At 44.1% G+C, this 17538-nt stretch carries 15 protein-coding genes; 1 reads left to right on the forward strand and 14 read right to left on the reverse strand.

Annotated elements, in window-relative coordinates; genetic code table 11:
- The 6 genes from C9J12_RS28510 to C9J12_RS28535 all read right to left on the reverse strand — a co-directional run.
- Positions 1-596: bifunctional 4-hydroxy-2-oxoglutarate aldolase/2-dehydro-3-deoxy-phosphogluconate aldolase (locus tag C9J12_RS28510; RefSeq protein WP_193944719.1), on the reverse strand; the 596-nt coding region annotated here is incomplete at its 3' end.
- Positions 597-600: 4 nt separating this feature from the next.
- Positions 601-1566, reverse strand: coding sequence for a sugar kinase (locus C9J12_RS28515; RefSeq protein WP_170111911.1), 966 nt, complete (start codon positions 1564-1566; stop codon positions 601-603).
- A 150-nt stretch (positions 1567-1716) separates the two neighbouring features.
- The gene (locus C9J12_RS28520; protein ID WP_011220254.1) at positions 1717-2571 is read right to left on the reverse strand and encodes a tagatose bisphosphate family class II aldolase; all 855 of its coding nucleotides are present in this window, start codon (positions 2569-2571) and stop codon (positions 1717-1719) included.
- A 108-nt stretch (positions 2572-2679) separates the two neighbouring features.
- Entirely contained in the window at positions 2680-4173 is a 1494-nt protein-coding gene (locus C9J12_RS28525; protein WP_107246557.1) for a DUF2264 domain-containing protein, read from the reverse strand.
- 59 nt (positions 4174-4232) lie between these two features.
- Positions 4233-5846 (reverse strand): sulfatase family protein, encoded by a 1614-nt coding sequence (locus tag C9J12_RS28530; RefSeq protein ID WP_107246559.1) that lies wholly within the window; start codon positions 5844-5846, stop codon positions 4233-4235.
- A gap of 25 nt (positions 5847-5871) precedes the next feature.
- Positions 5872-7149, reverse strand: a complete 1278-nt coding sequence (locus tag C9J12_RS28535; protein ID WP_107246562.1) for an anaerobic sulfatase maturase — start codon at positions 7147-7149, stop codon at positions 5872-5874.
- A gap of 327 nt (positions 7150-7476) precedes the next feature.
- Here C9J12_RS28535 and C9J12_RS28540 point away from each other — a divergent pair, with 327 nt between their 5' ends.
- Positions 7477-10563: a chondroitinase family polysaccharide lyase gene (locus tag C9J12_RS28540; protein ID WP_107246564.1), complete on the forward strand. Its 3087-nt coding sequence runs from the start codon at positions 7477-7479 to the stop codon at positions 10561-10563.
- Positions 10564-10661: 98 nt separating this feature from the next.
- On the opposite strand, the gene C9J12_RS28545 is transcribed toward C9J12_RS28540, so the two are convergent.
- From C9J12_RS28545 to C9J12_RS28580, 8 genes are all read right to left on the reverse strand, one after another.
- Entirely contained in the window at positions 10662-11180 is a 519-nt protein-coding gene (locus C9J12_RS28545) for a YgjV family protein (protein ID WP_107246566.1), read from the reverse strand.
- A 95-nt stretch (positions 11181-11275) separates the two neighbouring features.
- Positions 11276-12004, reverse strand: coding sequence for a CBM9 family sugar-binding protein (locus tag C9J12_RS28550; RefSeq protein ID WP_227876501.1), 729 nt, complete (start codon positions 12002-12004; stop codon positions 11276-11278).
- A gap of 99 nt (positions 12005-12103) precedes the next feature.
- Complete coding sequence (locus tag C9J12_RS28555; RefSeq protein ID WP_107246572.1) at positions 12104-13153, reverse strand: glycoside hydrolase family 88/105 protein; 1050 nt, start codon at positions 13151-13153, stop codon at positions 12104-12106.
- A gap of 10 nt (positions 13154-13163) precedes the next feature.
- Complete coding sequence (kduD, locus tag C9J12_RS28560) at positions 13164-13919, reverse strand: 2-dehydro-3-deoxy-D-gluconate 5-dehydrogenase KduD (protein ID WP_041394874.1); 756 nt, start codon at positions 13917-13919, stop codon at positions 13164-13166.
- A gap of 95 nt (positions 13920-14014) precedes the next feature.
- The gene (gene kduI / locus C9J12_RS28565; protein ID WP_107246575.1) at positions 14015-14845 is read right to left on the reverse strand and encodes a 5-dehydro-4-deoxy-D-glucuronate isomerase; all 831 of its coding nucleotides are present in this window, start codon (positions 14843-14845) and stop codon (positions 14015-14017) included.
- A gap of 51 nt (positions 14846-14896) precedes the next feature.
- The gene (nagA, locus tag C9J12_RS28570; protein ID WP_107246577.1) at positions 14897-16048 is read right to left on the reverse strand and encodes an N-acetylglucosamine-6-phosphate deacetylase; all 1152 of its coding nucleotides are present in this window, start codon (positions 16046-16048) and stop codon (positions 14897-14899) included.
- Between the two features lie 2 nt (positions 16049-16050).
- Positions 16051-16494 carry a PTS galactosamine/N-acetylgalactosamine transporter subunit IIA gene (gene agaF / locus C9J12_RS28575; protein WP_107246580.1) on the reverse strand — a complete coding sequence of 148 codons (444 nt, stop codon included), beginning with the start codon at positions 16492-16494 and terminating at the stop codon, positions 16051-16053.
- Positions 16495-16552: 58 nt separating this feature from the next.
- A complete protein-coding gene (locus C9J12_RS28580) occupies positions 16553-17446 on the reverse strand; it encodes a PTS system mannose/fructose/sorbose family transporter subunit IID (RefSeq protein ID WP_107246583.1) in 894 nt (297 codons plus the stop codon).
- Positions 17447-17538: the final 92 nt, after the last annotated feature.

The following is a 17538-nucleotide window of genomic DNA, read 5'->3' on the forward strand; positions in this document are numbered from 1 at the left end:
TTCGCAATCGTTTCCCAATCGTTATCACGAATAGCTGCCGTTGGCGCAATCCAGGTACCGCCACAGGCTATCACCTGAGGAATCGCAAGATACTCCATCAGGTTTTCTGGCTTTACGCCACCTGTTGGCATCAGCTGAATATTGCCATATGGGCCCGTTAATGACTTCAGCATATTAATCCCACCTGACGCTTCTGCAGGAAAAAACTTTAGCGCCGTGACACCTAATTCCAACGCCTGCTCAACCTGGCTTGGACTATTGACGCCGGGAATAATTTTCACCTCCTTTTCAAGGCAATATTTCACTGTTGTCGGATTAAACCCAGGGCTAACAATAAAGTCAGCCCCCGCTTTCATCGCTAAATCAACCTGCGCAGGAGTCAGCACTGTACCTGCACATAAAATAAGATCAGGGAGTGCCTCACGGATCAGGCGAATAGATTCGGCAGCCGCTGCACTGCGAAAGATAATTTCTGCCGCTGGTAAGCCATTGTCACTGAGTACCTGCGCCAGTTTTACTGCATCTTTAGCATCTTCAATCTGGATAACAGGCATTACTCGTAATGCTCTTAATGTTTCAATCCACTGTTCATTCATTATCTTAGTCACTCATTAGTTCCGTTATATACAGCGTCTGTTCAACTGGGATAATCGCCCCTTTATATTGAATAACCTGTGCAGCAAGCTTATTACCCCAATAACAGCACTCTGCCATCTCCATACCAGAACACCATGCAGCTAAATAAGCAGCGTTAAATGAATCTCCCGCTGCTGTCGTATCAATAACTTGCGTCACTTTGTTACCGCTCACAACACCTTGGTTACCAGCTTGAGACCACATAGCCCCGTCACTGCCCAGCTTAACGACAACTTGTTTTATACCAAGAGAGTGCAGACGGCGCGCTATCACCTGAGGCTCAGACAACTTGCGACCTAGCAGTAACTCTTCATCATCGGCTGTTACTAAAGCGATATCACTTAATTGATAAAGTTTACCTAACCATTCACAAGCATCAGTTGCATTACGCCATAAACGCGGGCGATAGTTAGAATCAACCGCAATTTTCACCCCGGAAGATTTAAGCTGTGCAAGTGTATTCAATAATTTCACTTTGCCGTGATCGGGTAAAATTGCCAAAGAAATACCAGAAAGATAAACCAAGTCGACTGATTTCAAACTATCGACAACATCATTGAAGCCTTCATGCTCACACAAGTAACGAGCAGCTGAATCATCACGCCAATAATGAAAACTACGCTCACCATTATCGTCTATTTCAATGGCATACATACCCGGTAGTTTATCTGGGTTAACCAATGTCAGTGATGTATCAACACCTTCACTTTCCCATGCCGATAACATTATCTTGCTGTAAGTATCAGCACCAACAGCTGTTACATAACTAGGTATCAAAGATGGAAGTAGTCGCGACAGATAAACCGCGGTATTTAAGGTATCACCACCGAAATTCTGAGCTTGAGTGGCAAAAGGTTTGCCACTTAGTTCAATCATACATTCACCAATAATGGCGATCTTATTTTGCTTTACCGTTGGAGGGTTTGCCATCAAATTACTATCCGTAGTTGCTGTCTGTAACCAGTTCATATCGAAGAAAAGAAAATGGCTATATTCGCTAATAATAAGGAGAAAATTAACGTCTATAGCCAGGAGCAATAAGCACTCGGAGGAAGTGCCTTATTTCTTTTTCATTAACGATTAAAGCTTGCCTTCACTACCGCAGACACGAATTTTATCCTGTACAACTTTCTTCATCGCTTCCTTGCCCGGAACGATATAATGACGAGGGTCATTAGCATTCGGGTTTTCGATAAAATACTGCTTCACAGCATCAGAGAAAGCGATTTTCAGTTCTGTCGCAACATTCACCTTCGCAATACCTAATTCGATACAGCGACGAACATCAGCATCTGGAACACCTGATGCACCATGAAGTACCAGTGGCACGTCCGTTTTGCCACGAATAATACCCAGGCGGTCAAAGTCTAAACGAGGTTCTTTTTTGTACATGCCATGTGCCGTACCAATAGCAATCGCTAGTGAGTCAATACCTGTGCGATTAACAAACTCTAACGCGGCATCAGGATCGGTATACAGTGCATCTTTTGCGTCAACAATCAGATCATCTTCTTGTCCGCCAAGACGACCCAGCTCTGCTTCAACAGAACAGTCCCAACGATGGCAGAAGGAAACAACCTGCTTAACAAGCTCAATGTTACCTTCAAAATTAAGATGTGAACCATCAATCATTGCAGACTTGATCCCTGCTTCTACCTTTCCGCAAATATCAGAAAAAGATTCATGATGATCTAGATGCAAAGCAATCGGCATTTCATAGCGTTTCGCCGCCTCTTTACAAATACCAACCAAGTAATCAGTACCTGCGTACGAAAAAGTACCAGGTGTGCCAGCAAGGATAACTGGCGAGGCCATTTCAGCCGCCGTTTCAACCACAACCTGAACAGTTTCTAGATTGTGAACATTGAACGCAGGAACAGCATAGCCACCAATCTGCGCTTTATGGAGCATTTCTCGAGAAGAAACCAAAAACATATAAAACCTCATTACCTTCGTTAGCTTTCGATTTGATTATATTCGAAAGTGAAAACAAATAAAAAGATCCAGATCACACAAACACTTTCGAAGCGAAAGATTTTGAAATCAAAAGAAATGAAACATTTTCGATGTGTAACACGTAACACCCTTGCGAAGAAGGTTGTTTTTAGGTCTTTCCGCCCGCCCAACTAGCCTTTCTAGTACCCGATCTAGCCATGATTGCGGTTCTAATCGACGGGTTAGCGGTGTTTGCTGCAAGATATAGTCACTATGAAAGATCACAACGACCTCTTTCGTTTTGAAAGTCCCGATCACACTGGCTTCAATTGCAGGGATCTCAAAGGAAAAATCGCCTTTTTCAACTTCAAGTCGCGATTCTTCGGCCTGCCATAGCCCTGAGCGGTGCCCACTAAATAACGCGATATTCAGAGCCCGCAGTGACCAGAAACTGCTAGCTGGCCCACTGTAATTATCAACCAATCGGGCATCATCAGCAAAAACACCTTGCGTCGGTGCCCCATGCTCTAAAGCGCCCTGACTAATGAAATATTCAAGGCTGGTACGAAAAGCACGCTTCGCTTCTCCTACCGAAAGGCTCGAAGCCTTTACATCAATAGCTGCAAGTAATGGCGCGGAAGCCGCCAATCGGTAACACACACTGCGACCAAAAAATGGTAGCCCTTCAGGGGTAAAGAAATAACGAAATTTATCAACGAAGGTGGTTAAACTATGACGGATAAATTCAGGGTCAAAATCCGGATTGATCTGATCTAACCAATATAAAGAATAGAAAAAGCCCCAAGCATTGTAGTAATCATAGTTACCACGGGCTCCATCACGGAACCAACCGTCGCCAACATAAAATTCTTTTACTCGAGCATATTTATCATGAGCAATAGTATCTTCCCCAGTTAGATCTTTGATCACCAACTGGACGGTAAGTGGGAAAAGGTGCCAGTTATTATCAACGGTCTGGCAGGTATTCACTTGCTTAAACCATGTTGCCACCTGCTTTCGTTCAGCTAAGCTGAAGCTCTCCCAAACCCATTCTTTGCTCAGCCATAACGCAAGCGCCAGATCAGCACTTTCACAAATCCGCTGATCATAATCATGCAACTGGCCCCAATAACCTTTGTGCTCAGGGTCGGTACCAGCAAGAAATGCGGTTCGCAGTAACCCTGCAACATCAATCGCTTTATTATTCAGCCCGTTGATCACAGTCGTTACCTGGCCATTGGCATGTAACCATGCAGCCAACGTTGGTATCACTCGACTAACCCCTTCCATAGCATCCGTTCTAGCGGTTTGCTGACTTGGGCGGCCAGGATAATAGGCATGGGTATAATCCCATATTGCATAGTGTTCAAAAGCTTCGGCTATGTAGCGAACCAACTGCTCACATTGCTCCTGTAAGCTATATGAAGTATGCCCTGTATCAGAGTCGAACACCTGACGAATAGTTTCATCATGCATACTATAGGCTGGCTTCTTATTACGTAGCCGAATCAGGTTCTCTTTACACAGCTTGAGGTACATCGCAGCATCAGGATGTTCATAAGGAATAGTCGGACGCGGTTTGGTACTAATGTCTTTTTGCATGATTATTTCACTCATTCACTAACACAAAAAAGGGGCCTCTAACGAGGCCCTAATCATGGTTATTCAGCTGATTCGGTTAGAATTTCATATCGATCCTGTCCCCAGGCAATAGGGGCTGGCTTGTTCTTTATCCAGTTATAAAAAGCGGCTTTCAGCTCTTTCAGTTTCTCTGGATGTTTTTTCGCAAGGTTAATCGACTCAGCCGGATCTTGTGTATAGTTATATAACTCATACTCACCTTTTCCATCATCGTAATAGTGCAATGACCAGTTTTGATCCTTGATTGCCCAATCCCCTTTCGAGCGCTTTTCAGTGTACTTACTTGGGATAAACTCATTGGTTTCGAAAGTGATCCACTTCCAGTAGTTGCTCCAGAAATCGGCATTACTTGAGTCATAATGAAGCGCACGCGGACCTGCCCAGTATAGATACGGGTGTGGGTGTGGTTTTTGTTTTTCACCACTCAAAAGTGGCATGATATTTTTACCGTCAACTTTCATTTCAGATGGAATATCAATACCTGCGGCAGCCAAGGCTGTTGGAAGAATGTCCATTGCTGAAATCATGGTGTTATCAACATTGCCTTCTGGAAGTACACCTTTCCAATGCGCAATAAATGGAACATGGACACCACCACGATAACGCTGACCTTTGAACGCACGGTTCATACCGTTCATCGGCATCGGTGATTCATGCACGGCGCCATTGTCTGACAGGAAGAGAATCAGGGTATTTTCATACTCTCCCATGGCTTTCAGCTTATCGATAATCTTGCCAATCCCTTCATCTGACGCATTGACGTGGGCATAATATTTATCAACTTCTACATTACCGGTGTTGAAGCGTTCCATGAATTTAGCCGGTGCTGGCTGTTCAAGCGGAATGTGAGGCACGCTATAGGCTAAATTGATAAAAAACGGCTGATCTTTATCGTTAGCTTTTTCGATAAAATTAATGGTTTCGTTAGTCAGGTTATAAGTTAAATAGCCCGGTGCCGGAGTATTCTGACCATTCTTAAAAACAGTCGGAGAGTTATACAATGCCGCCCCAGAAACATAATAGCTATAGGAGTAATCAAAACCGCGCTCTTCCGGTCCGTATCCAGGCTCTGCAATCGAGATTTGGTTATCGTGATAATCTCGGCTTTGCTCATCTAACGGCTTAAATTCCTTACGTACTTTGGCATTATGATATTTACCAATGTTCGCCGTGGCATAGCCATTTTCATTCAGCAGTGCAGGGAGCAGTTTAATATCCAGCGGAATACCCAACTTGGCATCATCGTTACTATAGGTACCAAAGCTATGCGGAAAACGTCCGGTCATCATGCCTGCACGTGATGGTCCGCACACTGGCGTCGCCACATACGCATTGGTCATGCGTACACCTTCATTCGCCAACTCTGTAATATTGGGCATTGAACGCTTAGCGGCATCGTATAACTTATCGAAGTCACCATCGTAGCGCACTGGCACCGGACGTTCAGACAACTTTGCCTTATCAATCTGGTCCATCGCAAAATCTAACTGAGCAGTACCCAAATCATCCATCACAATCAATAAAACGTTTGGTTGTTCAACTTTTTCTGTTGCCATTGAGGTAATGGGTGTTACCGCACACGCAGCAGCAACAAAACCAGCCAGTACCGTCTTCTTTGACGAGGACAGTTTCATGATGTACTCCTTTATTTTTATAGGGTTATTTATTAGCCTGTAAGTTAGCTAAAATAGGCATGACGTTGGCGGCAAGACCGCCTCGTTGGATTTCTTGCACCATCAAGTGCATCGCAGGTGCACTGTGGCTAAAAATTTGTTGGTAGGATTGACATAAATAGTTTTGTTTATGCTTTTCACCTTCGATGGTGGTGATGCGGTGCTTAGGACAACCGCCAAAACAAAGAGCCTGAAAATCACACTGCTGGCATCGCTGAGTTAACTTCGAGGATTTGGCGCTACCAAAACGCTGCTGTTGCTTACTAGTTGCCAGCTTGGCAATATTAGTCTGAGTAATATTTCCAAGCCGATTAGCCGGGTAAACGTAGTGATCACACGAATACAGATCACCATTAGCTTCAATCACCATGGCTTGACCACACTCTTTCGCCTGTACACATACTGAAGCCGGATACCCCATCCATGTCGCCAGCATGCTATCGAACATACGGACAAAAATACGCCCAACATCCTGCTTAACCCACTCGTTAAAAACTTCAGTCATAAATTGGCCATAACCATGAGCAGGAACGGAAAAGTGGGTCAGGGTTGCATCGGTGGTTGGTGAGTAATGACCACGATTACTTTGCTGGCAATGCTGCTCAACTTCGACAATCGGAATAAACTGAAAGTGTTCAGAACCCAGGGCTTTTAATACCTGATAAGTCTCTTTGCCTTTATCCCAATTCTGATCATTGATAACGGTTAGAATGTTGAACTGAACATTAAATTCTTTCAACAATGATATAGCATGCTTTACGCGCTCAAATGTCGGCTTGCCATTAACTGAAATACGGTACTTATCATGGACTTCAGGCACCCCGTCGACAGACACCCCAATCAGAAAGTTATTATCTGCAAAAAATTGTGCCCATTGGCGGTTAATCGCTACAGCATTGGTCTGAAAACTATTCGTAATCGTCTTACCATCAGCATACTGCTGCTGGTATTTCACGGCCTTTCTATAAAAATCAAGGCCAGCAAGGGTTGGTTCACCACCTTGCCAAGCAAAATCAATCTCATCTGAAGTTTGAGAACGGATATAGTCACGTACATAGCGTTTGAGCATTGCATCAGACATGTTTTCTGACGCTTTCGAAGCTATTGCAGTTGCATCGCCAACAACACGACGATTATCTTTCTGCTCTGAATTTTTCATCATTTCTTCTTTTTCAAGATAGAAACAATAATCACATTTCAAATTACAGTTATAACTCGCTGGTTTCGCCATCATGTGAAAGCGTGCACGTTGTGACTGTCTCATCGCAATACCTACCGTTTACATCGAAGAACTTCGAAGATAATACGAAAGAAAACGAAAAACTAAAGCGACAAAAGTCACACTAACAGATAATTCAAAAGACAATGAAAGACACCAATCCATTTTTATGTTGTGAACATCAATAACGAAAGAAAAAACCAACAAAACGAAAGTTAGAGCAATTTATTTGTTGTGATTTACATTCAATAAACCAAAAACAAAAGTATTCGTAAGTTAATATGTATTTACACTTGTGATTTAGATCAAAAAACAACCACTTAACTTTCGATAGCCTTTCGATAAAACAATACAACATAAAAGGATAGACAAGTGAAAGCGTGGAATAAACCAAGATATCTTGCCCTGAGTATTATTATTGCCCTTGCTGGCTGTGGAAGTGAAAGTATCCAAACCCCCACAGAAAATGAAAACATTGATGGAAAGGGCGCACAACTTGAACCTGGTGGTTATATGTACTTCTTCGAAGAAGGATTGCCACAGGCGATTACGTCTTCGTCAGCCAAACCTCTTTCAATCAGTAATGAGCATTACAAAGATGGCTCACATGCTCTGAAATGGGCATATAGCCCAAACAGCCAACTCACTTTTCACCAGCGCATTGATTTCACCAATAACGACAGTGACACCACCCCCTATACCTTCATGGCATGGGTCTATAATGAGCAAGCTTCTGATAAAAAGCTTACTTTTCAATTTGGCACAAAAGACAAATCTCAAGCTCAGTTTAGCTATTCTCTTAATTTCCAAGGCTGGCGTGGGATTTCAGTTCCCTATAGAGACATGGAAGGTACACCAAGTGCAGGTATGAACCGCTTAACGATCTCTGCCCCTGACTCTTCTGGAACGCTGCTTTTTGACCAAGTGATGCTGGCCGTCCCTGTTGATAACCGCTGGCCAACACCGGATTACCACCAGCCTTTTGTCAACCCAACCGTCGTCGACATGGCAAGTAAGAATTGGACAGCATTACTGATGTACGATCAAATGCTTAAAGCGGAAAATGCCCGCTTTAACTTCAGAGCAGAGTTTAGTGATACTCAGGGAGACGCCGCACCTCTTTACCGTCAATTTGATCAACACCTTACTGTTAATGAACAGCAAACCATCAGCCAAGAAAAAATCGATGCCAATCTGGCAAAATACACCCCATTCAATATTCGGTATAACGCAGATGACTCAGTAACAGGGGAGCCCCTTGATCATCCCAAACGCCATAACTTTTTAAAAGCTGGCATTGTCGGAGATGCAACTCTCGCCATGTTGACAGATACCATGGCTATCCGGACGCTAGGCAAAACAATGCTGGAAACGGCCAAGTTTCTTCGTACTCACTCTCTTTCTGCGGCAAACCGTGATTCGCTAGAGCAGGTATTCGTTGATGCAACTCGATACGCCCTCAATCAAGGTTGGGAAGGCGGCTCGGGTTTTCAGATCATCACACACGTTGGTTACCAAACCCGTGAATACTTCGATGCGATGTTCATTGCACGCCAGCTACTGGCAGACAACCAACTACTCGAACCGGTTCAACAATCTATGATGTGGTTCAATGCTACCGGCCGAGTTTATGAAGCCGACGATCAGATTAATTCATCCAATGTCGACATTCTTAACACTCAATTACAATGGATGGTCAAAAGCTTCCTGCTATTACCGGATCAATCAGAACGTGACATGATGCTTAAGCAGCTGCAATCTTGGCTCAGCAAAACGTTACTCGCTTCCGATGGATTAAGTGGTGGATTCAAACCAGATGGCAGCGTATTCCACCATTCACAGCACTACCCAGCTTACGGAAAAGATGCTTTTAATGGATTATCAGGGGCCGTCTTCGGCCTCAGCGGCAGCACATACCAACTAACACAGGCTGCTCATGAACGGATAAAAGATGTTTTGCTTAAAATGAGGGTATACACAAAAGAAACCCATACCCCCATTGTGTTGAGTGGCCGTCATCCTGATGGCAAACAAAAAATCTCTGCAACACCGTTCAAGTGGTTAGCACTTTCTGGATCACCTGATAGTACGCAAGCTACAGATCCCGACTTGGCTGCTGCTTATGCAAATTTAGTTAAAAAGCCCACCTTTGAAGGGATTGCAGCGGAAGCTGAACCAACTGGTGTATGGGCAATGAACTATGCATCAATGGCAATAGCGAGAGGACAAAGTCCAACACAACCAACCCAATCTTGGTTAGCCACAGCCCGAGGATTCAGTCGCTACTTAGTCGGCAATGAGACCTACCAAGCTAATAATCTGTATGGCCGCTACCTTCAATATGGTCAACTTGAAATAACACCCTCAGACTTATCGAAACAAGCCTTTAGCCATGATGGCTGGGACTGGAACCGATATCCGGGAACAACGACCATACACTTACCAAATAACGAATTGAAAACAGTACTTAACCAGCTACCCGGAGCTGGTATAGAAGAAATGTTGCTGTCCACTGAAACTTATTCGGGTGCGAATACCCTAAATAACGACAGCGCTATGTTTGCGATGAAATTACACGGCCACAAAAAATATGGGCAGCAAAGCCTGCGCGCCAGAAAGTCGTATTTCATGTTTGATAACACCGTTGTTGCCCTAGGCTCTGGGATCAAAAATGATGATAGCCAGCATGAAACCGAAACCACCCTGTTCCAATACAGTATCCCCAACCTTGAGCCGGTAGAAGTTAACGGTAATCCGATTCGCACCCTCGGTACCGATATGACCCTTACAACAGATTCAACATTCCTCGACCCAGCGGGTAACCGTTACTTTGTCAAAAACATTGCCGACGAACAGGTACGCTTTAGCTATCAGGCACAAAACTCCAATGACGAGGATGATGGCCAACCAACAACTGGTCAATTTGCCTCAGCTGTTATTGAGCATGGTAAAGCCCCTGTCGATGGTCACTATGAATATGCTATCAGTATCGAAGCGCAAGATACGATCAATCCGATCTACACCGTTCTCCATCAAGACAACAAAGTGCATGCAGTTCGTAGCGAACAGGGGGTAGAAGCCTACGCTTTCTTTGAGCCAGCCACGCTATCGAATACAAACTGGGTCATTGCATCTAATACCGCTTCGCAAATCATGCTAAAGACCAATGAAAGCGCGGATCAGCTATCGCTCAGTGTGGTTAACCCCGATCTGGCACTCTATAACGGCCAAGATCCGGAACAGATCGACGCCAATGGCGAGCAAGTGGAAGTCAGTATCTACAGCCGACCTTGGCGCTTCGATCTATCACAGCCAATGAAGAACCAATTTACAGTTAAAGGTGAATGGAAGTTGGAAGGTAACAATTCACAAGTGGCAACCAAGATTGAAAATGGCAATACTTTGGTGATGGTTACAACGATAGATGCTATACCACAGGTATTTAACTTAATTAAATAAATACCACACTATAAAACTATTAATAATAGAGCTGTTTAACACCAGCTCTTTTTAATAACCAACAGTTATTATTTCAACGAAACGTCCCTTCTGTTTCGTTATCCTAATCTCAACGCTGTATTTTTATCTCGATATAACCGATACAACGTCAGCGTATTCATGGTTGCACTACATGCCTCCAGCAGTGAACCGCCTATTGAACCCAACGCAAGATTATTGCCAAGCCACAACAACGATCCTGTTAACAAACCCAATCGAAGTTTTATTCCGTCAAGCATAAACAGCGAGTAGGTACCCACACACATTCCCATAACGCCAAGAGCTTCACTCGGGCGCTGTATCGAGAAAAAACCTGCAATGCTAAATAACATAAAAGCCATCATCACCAGTCTGGAGCGGACTTTGATAGTGATCAAGTTACGAATCATTGACACCGTGGCACAAAAAGCTGAAGAAAAAGAATTTAGCAATAAAAAGTGAAGCGTATTTACTAGGCACAATCCCGCCATCCATAATTTCAGCTTGATATCTTTCTTCTGATAAAAGGCAAACAGGCCAATCGCAAAACTAAAAAAACCAAATAGTTGCGCAATCAGATAAATGTGTTGTTCTGACATGGATACCGCACTCTTTAGAATATAATAAAAAATCTCTCTTTCAGCCCATTAAATTGAACGTGAAAAGAGAGGCGGGTTAAATCAGGTTTTAGTCATTACTTAACAAGCTTGCAAGAACCAAAAGTATCTGGATTATGGAAGTTTGGTTTGGTGGTCTTCGGGTCAACCCATGTCATCCACCCCATATCAATATTACCGTCTTTCAGCGGTGTAAATTCTGCACGCATCAGCGCGCACAATAGCTCTGACTGCGCTTCATCCTGCCACAACCCTAGCTCGGTAATTGTTGTTATCGGCAGTTTCCCTTCAACAATATAACCGTTATCGGTAATGCTCGCCTTTGTTACCAGCCCCTGCCAGTTCCAGCTGCTATCAAGCGTGGCACGCTTTTTCTTCACCAAATCATATGACGCTTTAGCACTGAAAACGCGAGCTTTTAGATCGACCTCCATAGTGTAGTAAACTGTTAGCTGTGGATCTTTTGCCAAAAATATTTCGGCACGATCAGAATCTAATATCGCTCTTTTCGGATCAGTGCCGATCGCTAGGTGCTGATCTTCCAGCACATAACGGAAATAAATCGCGTCATGATCCCACAACGCCTTGAATTCAGTAGCTGGTGCAGAATCCGTCCGCCATGGAAAGCTAAAATCAGTCAAAGATTGTGCATTGCCCCATACCGTATCTAGCCCCTTACCATCAATCACTGGAGCCTGTTGTGTAAAGTTAACTGAATACTGATTATCCGCTTCGCCAGCCACAGCCTGAAACGCAGCAAGGCTTCCTATCATAATTGCAGATAGTCCCAAGATATTTTTCATCATGCTTTTCCTTATTTATTTTTGTTTTTCTTAGAATAAAAAAAGCTGACCTTATCGAAATAAAATCAGCTTTTAATTTTTTCACGTTATGTACCAGCCACCTTATTTTACTAAATGAGCGACTTCAGTTGCGGCCAGCATAAATGCCCCTGCGCCATAATCGATATTATGTTCAAACTTCACATCGCGAGGATTAAAGGCGGGTAACTGCACCCAGCCAATCATGCCGTTGTCGTGAATACAGCCTTGTAAAGCTTGCCAAGCTTTTTCAACAACAGGTAAATAAATATCACGATCAAGCTGACCGTTATTAATTCCCCATGCTAAGCCATAACAGAATAACGACGTTGCGCTGCTTTCTGGGGCAGGGAAACTTTCAGGATCAAGTAAGCTGGTACGCCAAAAACCATCTGCTTGCTGATACTGAATCACTTCACTAGCCAGATTATTAAACAGTTCAAGGTAACGGCTACGCTCGGGATAATCCTCGGGCATACGTGCCATCAAGCGCGGAACCGATGCCAGTACCCAACCAATACCACGGCTCCAAAATACTTTGTTGCCGTTAGTTTCACGAAGTTCACTACCCGAACCGTCTGGGATATAACGGTAATCGCGGTAAAACAAACCAGTTTCAGGATCAAGCAAGTGATCGACTGAATCCCAATATGCGGTATTCATATACTCTAGATATTTCGCATCACCAGTTTGCTTTGACAGTGCAGCAAATGCAGGCGGTGCCATAAATAGTGAATCACACCACCACCAGTCTTTACGCCCTAATTCAGGGCTATCGATCATAATATCCAGCGCTTTGATCGTTGGCTCAAGTGCCTCTGGCTGATCCACGACAGGATACATATCAAGATAAGCCTGACAGCAGATATGATCATCTGCAAAACGGGCATTAGGTCCCGCTCGGAAACCTGTATGCAAGGCGTAGTTCATTACCCCATCAAGGTATTCATTATCATCAGTGGCCAACCATGCTGCAGACGTACAAGACCAAAATACGCCACGTTCCCAATCGGTATCTTTGATAAAGCGTGTTTTACCGCTTCGACGAATCACACTGCGTGTTTGATTTGCGGCCTGATAACGATACACTCGCTTCATGGTATCGAGAATGTCTTGCTTCGTACCTAATGCCATAGTGCTCTCCTTAGCGTGCTAACCAACCACCATCAACGGCAATCGTATAACCATTAATGTAATCACTTGCCGATGAAGCTAGGAATACTGCTGGGCCTTCAAGATCAGAAGGTAACCCCCAACGGTTCGCGGGAATACGCTCAAGGATTGCAGCATTACGCGCTTCATCTGCACGCAGCGCTTCTGTGTTATCGGTTGCCATGTAACCTGGGGCAATCGCATTCACATTAATTTTGTGCTCAGCAAGCTCGGTAGCCAGTGCGCGCGTTAGACCCATAACTGCAGATTTACTTGCAGTGTAAGAAGGAACGCGGATACCACCTTGGAAAGAGAGCATTGATGCAATATTAATAATCTTGCCGCCGTTACCTTGTTTTACAAACTGCTTAGCAACCGATTGAGATAAGAAAAACAGGGTTTTCTGATTAATGTTAATCACGTCGTCCCAGTTTTCTTCAGAGAATTCGAGGATATCTTCACGACGGATAATACCGGCGTTGTTGATTAGAATATCAACCTGTCCCATCACTTCTACCGCTTCAGCAACGATGGCTTCAAGCTTATCTTGCGCCATTAGGTTTGCAGTAATGTAATGAAATTTACACCCTAGCGCTTCAACTTGTTCCTGTGTTTCTGGTGCTGGCTGATGACCAATGCCCACAATGTTGGCACCCGCTTTTGCCAACCCTAACGCCATACCCTGACCAAGTCCGGTATTACAACCTGTTACAATGGCAACCTTGCCCGATAGATCAAACATATTCATTTGGAATTCCTGATTACTATTTAATGCGACACAACAAACATTAATAAGAGAGTAAGTAGGTAACATTTGCCATACCGCTATCTAAGAGAAAGGGGTTATTTCAAGTCGCTCATTGCAACATGGTCCATGTCGTGGAACGTCTGGTTTTCACCGACCATACTCCAGATAAAGGTGTATGCCGCCGTACCCACGCCTGAGTGAATAGACCAGCTAGGGCTGATCACTGCTTGCTCATTTCGCATAATGATGTGACGGGTTTCCTGCGGTTCGCCCGTATAATGGAAAACGATGTTGTCGTCTTTCATATTGAAGTACAGATACACTTCCATACGACGCTCATGAGTATGGCAAGGCATGGTGTTCCATAGACTGCCTGGTGCTAGCTCGGTCAACCCCATTAGTAACTGACAAGTTGGCAATACTGCTGGGTGTAGGTACTTATTAATGGTACGTACGTTGCAGTTTTCCTTGCTACCCAAGGTTTCAGGCGATGCATCTTCACGCGTGATCTTACGTGTAGGATAATTCATGTGAGCAGGAGCACTGTTTACATAGAAACGTGCTGGCTTTTCTGCTGATACACTTTCAAACTTAACGTCTTTTGCTCCCTTGCCGACGTAAATCGCTTCGCGGGTACCAATCTCAAACGTTTCGCCATCAACGATAACTAAACCTGGTTCACCAATATTAATTGCACCTAGTTCACGGCGCTCAAGAAAGTAGTCAACACCAATCTCCTTACCACCTTCAAGCATCAGCGCTTCGGTTGTAGGCACTGCACCACCGACAATAATCCGGTCAATGTGGCTGTAAGTCAGGTTGATTTGACCTTCTTGAAACATACCTTCAATCAAAAACTGCTCACGCAAACCAGCGGTATCAAGTTGCTTCGCATGCTCACTATGAATTGGTTGACGAATTTCCATTTTAAAACCTCTTAACAATTTAATTTTCAAGACAAGACAACGATTATTTTATTACTCGGTGTGGTATGCCCATTCACCGTTAATCAATGTGCCTTGCACTTGTAATGCTTCATTCATAACAGTAAGACTGGCTTCCATTCCTTTAGCAATACTGCCAAGGCGATGAGCAAGTCCCAGATAATTAGCAGGAACAAACGATGCCATTTGCACCGCTTCCCATTCAGGTACGTGGCTTTCAAACACCATGTTACGCAATGCCTGATCCAAGCTGCAGGTACTTCCTGCTAGCGAACCACATGGGCTACGAGCTTCACCATTAGTCACCGTGATTGTTTGTGCACCAAGCTGATATTCACCATCGCTTAATCCACCCGCTCGCATACAATCAGTAATCAATGCAATTCCCTGATACCCTTTCATTCGATAAGCAAGCTGCATCATGACGGGATTCACATGAATACCATCGGCAATGAGTTCCGCCAGCATGTCGTGGTATAAAATAGCCCCGCAACAACCAGGCTCTCGATGGTGTAATCCACGCATACCATTAAAAAGATGAACACCACAATCAGCACCCCGATGATGGGCTTCCGTTACCTGATCGAACGTTGCATCTGTATGAGCGACCGATACTTTAATCTGATGTTCAGTGAGCCAGCTAATAGCTTCCATCGCACCTTTAGCCTCAGGGGCTACTGCAGCACGGAGCAATGAACCCGACGCTGCTTCTTTTAATTGCTCTAACTCTTCAATCGTTGGAGACTTCAAAAAAGCAGGGGGATGAGAACCTCGATGTGGTTCTGTAAAATACGGTCCCTCTAAAAAGCTGCCCAACAGCTCTGCGCCATGGATTTGTTTCTTCTCAATGAAAGTACGTACACCTGTTAATGCGTTTAAGATATCGCTCCAAGGCGCTGTTACCGTGGTACCAACCCAACCGACAACACCCGTTTGCGGTAAGGCATTGGCAATGTTTTGCAATGCTTCATCAGTCGCATCCATCACATCTGCCCCTTGGCGACCGTGAATATGAATATCGATAAAGCCCGGTAACAATGATTGACCTTCAAGACGGATCACATCACAGTCTGTCGGTATAGTTGCAGTAACTGCTTCGATCTTGCCATTGGCAATGACTACTGCTGTATCCGTCACGATTCCTTCAGGTGTAAATACTCGATCTGCAAGTAAGGCATAACGCATATTTATAGTCCGTCTTCACATTCAGCAACTGGCTCTAATTCCATCACTGCTTCTAATTCTTTACGCATGTCTTGCATACAAGAAGCACCAATTTCCAACAGTGTCTCAACTAACTCTTGTAAGCTAACGTCTTCGCGTTCGAATGCTGCATTGGCAATCATTGGCAAGTTCGCCCCTGCAATAAGTTCGATATTTGGCGTATCCATCATGATCGCCAATGCACGATTACACGGTGATCCCCCTGGAATATCAGTCAAAAACAACACACCTTCACCAGAGTCTGCTAACAGTGCAGCCTGACGAAGTTTGGCTTCCAATTCATCCGTCGACATAGATTCCACAAAATCGATGAATTCCATTTGCTTTTGTTCGCCTGCAATCACCTTAACGGCTGACTGCATACCAGATGCGAAATGAATATGACCTGAAACAATAATACCAATCATCTAAAAATCCTTGATATGGGGGGAATAACTCCCCCCTGATATATCGAAATGTGATTACTTAAAGAATACCCAAGAAGTGGCCCACAACACCTGCAGCCAAAGTTGCGAAGATTAGAACCGGTGGCTTAGCCCAGAACCCTGTACCTTTAACCATTTTGAGCATAAAGAACACTAAGGCTAAAGGCAGTAGGTTAGGCATGATCTTATCGAATAAGGCGGTTTGTAATTCAACCGTCGCCCCTCCCATCTCTAACGATGCGGTCGTCTGAACCCGTATAAAGGTGGCGGACAAAGCTCCGATAACAAAGATACCCATGATATTGGCTGCTTTCGCCAGCTTCTCGGTAGTATCACTCATGCTCACCATGGCAGCGGTACCCGCTTTATATCCCATGAACATCAAGCCAAAGTAGGCTAAGAAATGAGCTGCTTGATACAAAAAGAAGAAAACAAACGGACCCGCAATAGACCCTTCAAGTGCAATTGATGCACCCAGTGCTAAGGTCAGTGGCATTAACGTCATGTGATCAAGGGCATCACCGATCCCGCCTGTTGGTCCCATACCTGCAACCTTCATAACATTCACTGTTGAAGGTTTTTCTTTGTTCTCTTCCATGGCTATAGCCGTGCCCAGTAAGAAAGTGAACAATTTAGGGCTAGCATTAAAGAACTGCAGATGGTTTTTTAATGACTTTGCAAAATCACGTTTATTATCACCGTGGATTTTCTTTAGTGCTGGAATAATGGAATAAGCAAAACCACCAGCCTGCATACGTTCAAAGTTAAAGTTACCTTCCATAAACAGACCACGTAGTGCACACATCCACAGGTCTTTCTTCGAGATTACTTTGCGCTTTGTTTTATCTTCATATGCATCAACATCATCAATTAAGTTTTCATACGTTTTGGTGTTTTTATCGGCTAGCGTGCCAACTGTAATATCAGATGCCATCTTCGAATTCCTTATCTTGATTATTTGAATTACCGTTACCACTGAAGAAGAAATACAATGCCGCCGCTGATGCACCTAAAATTGCAACCGCC

This window comes from Photobacterium frigidiphilum (assembly GCF_003025615.1).
GTDB classification, from domain to species: domain Bacteria; phylum Pseudomonadota; class Gammaproteobacteria; order Enterobacterales; family Vibrionaceae; genus Photobacterium; species Photobacterium frigidiphilum.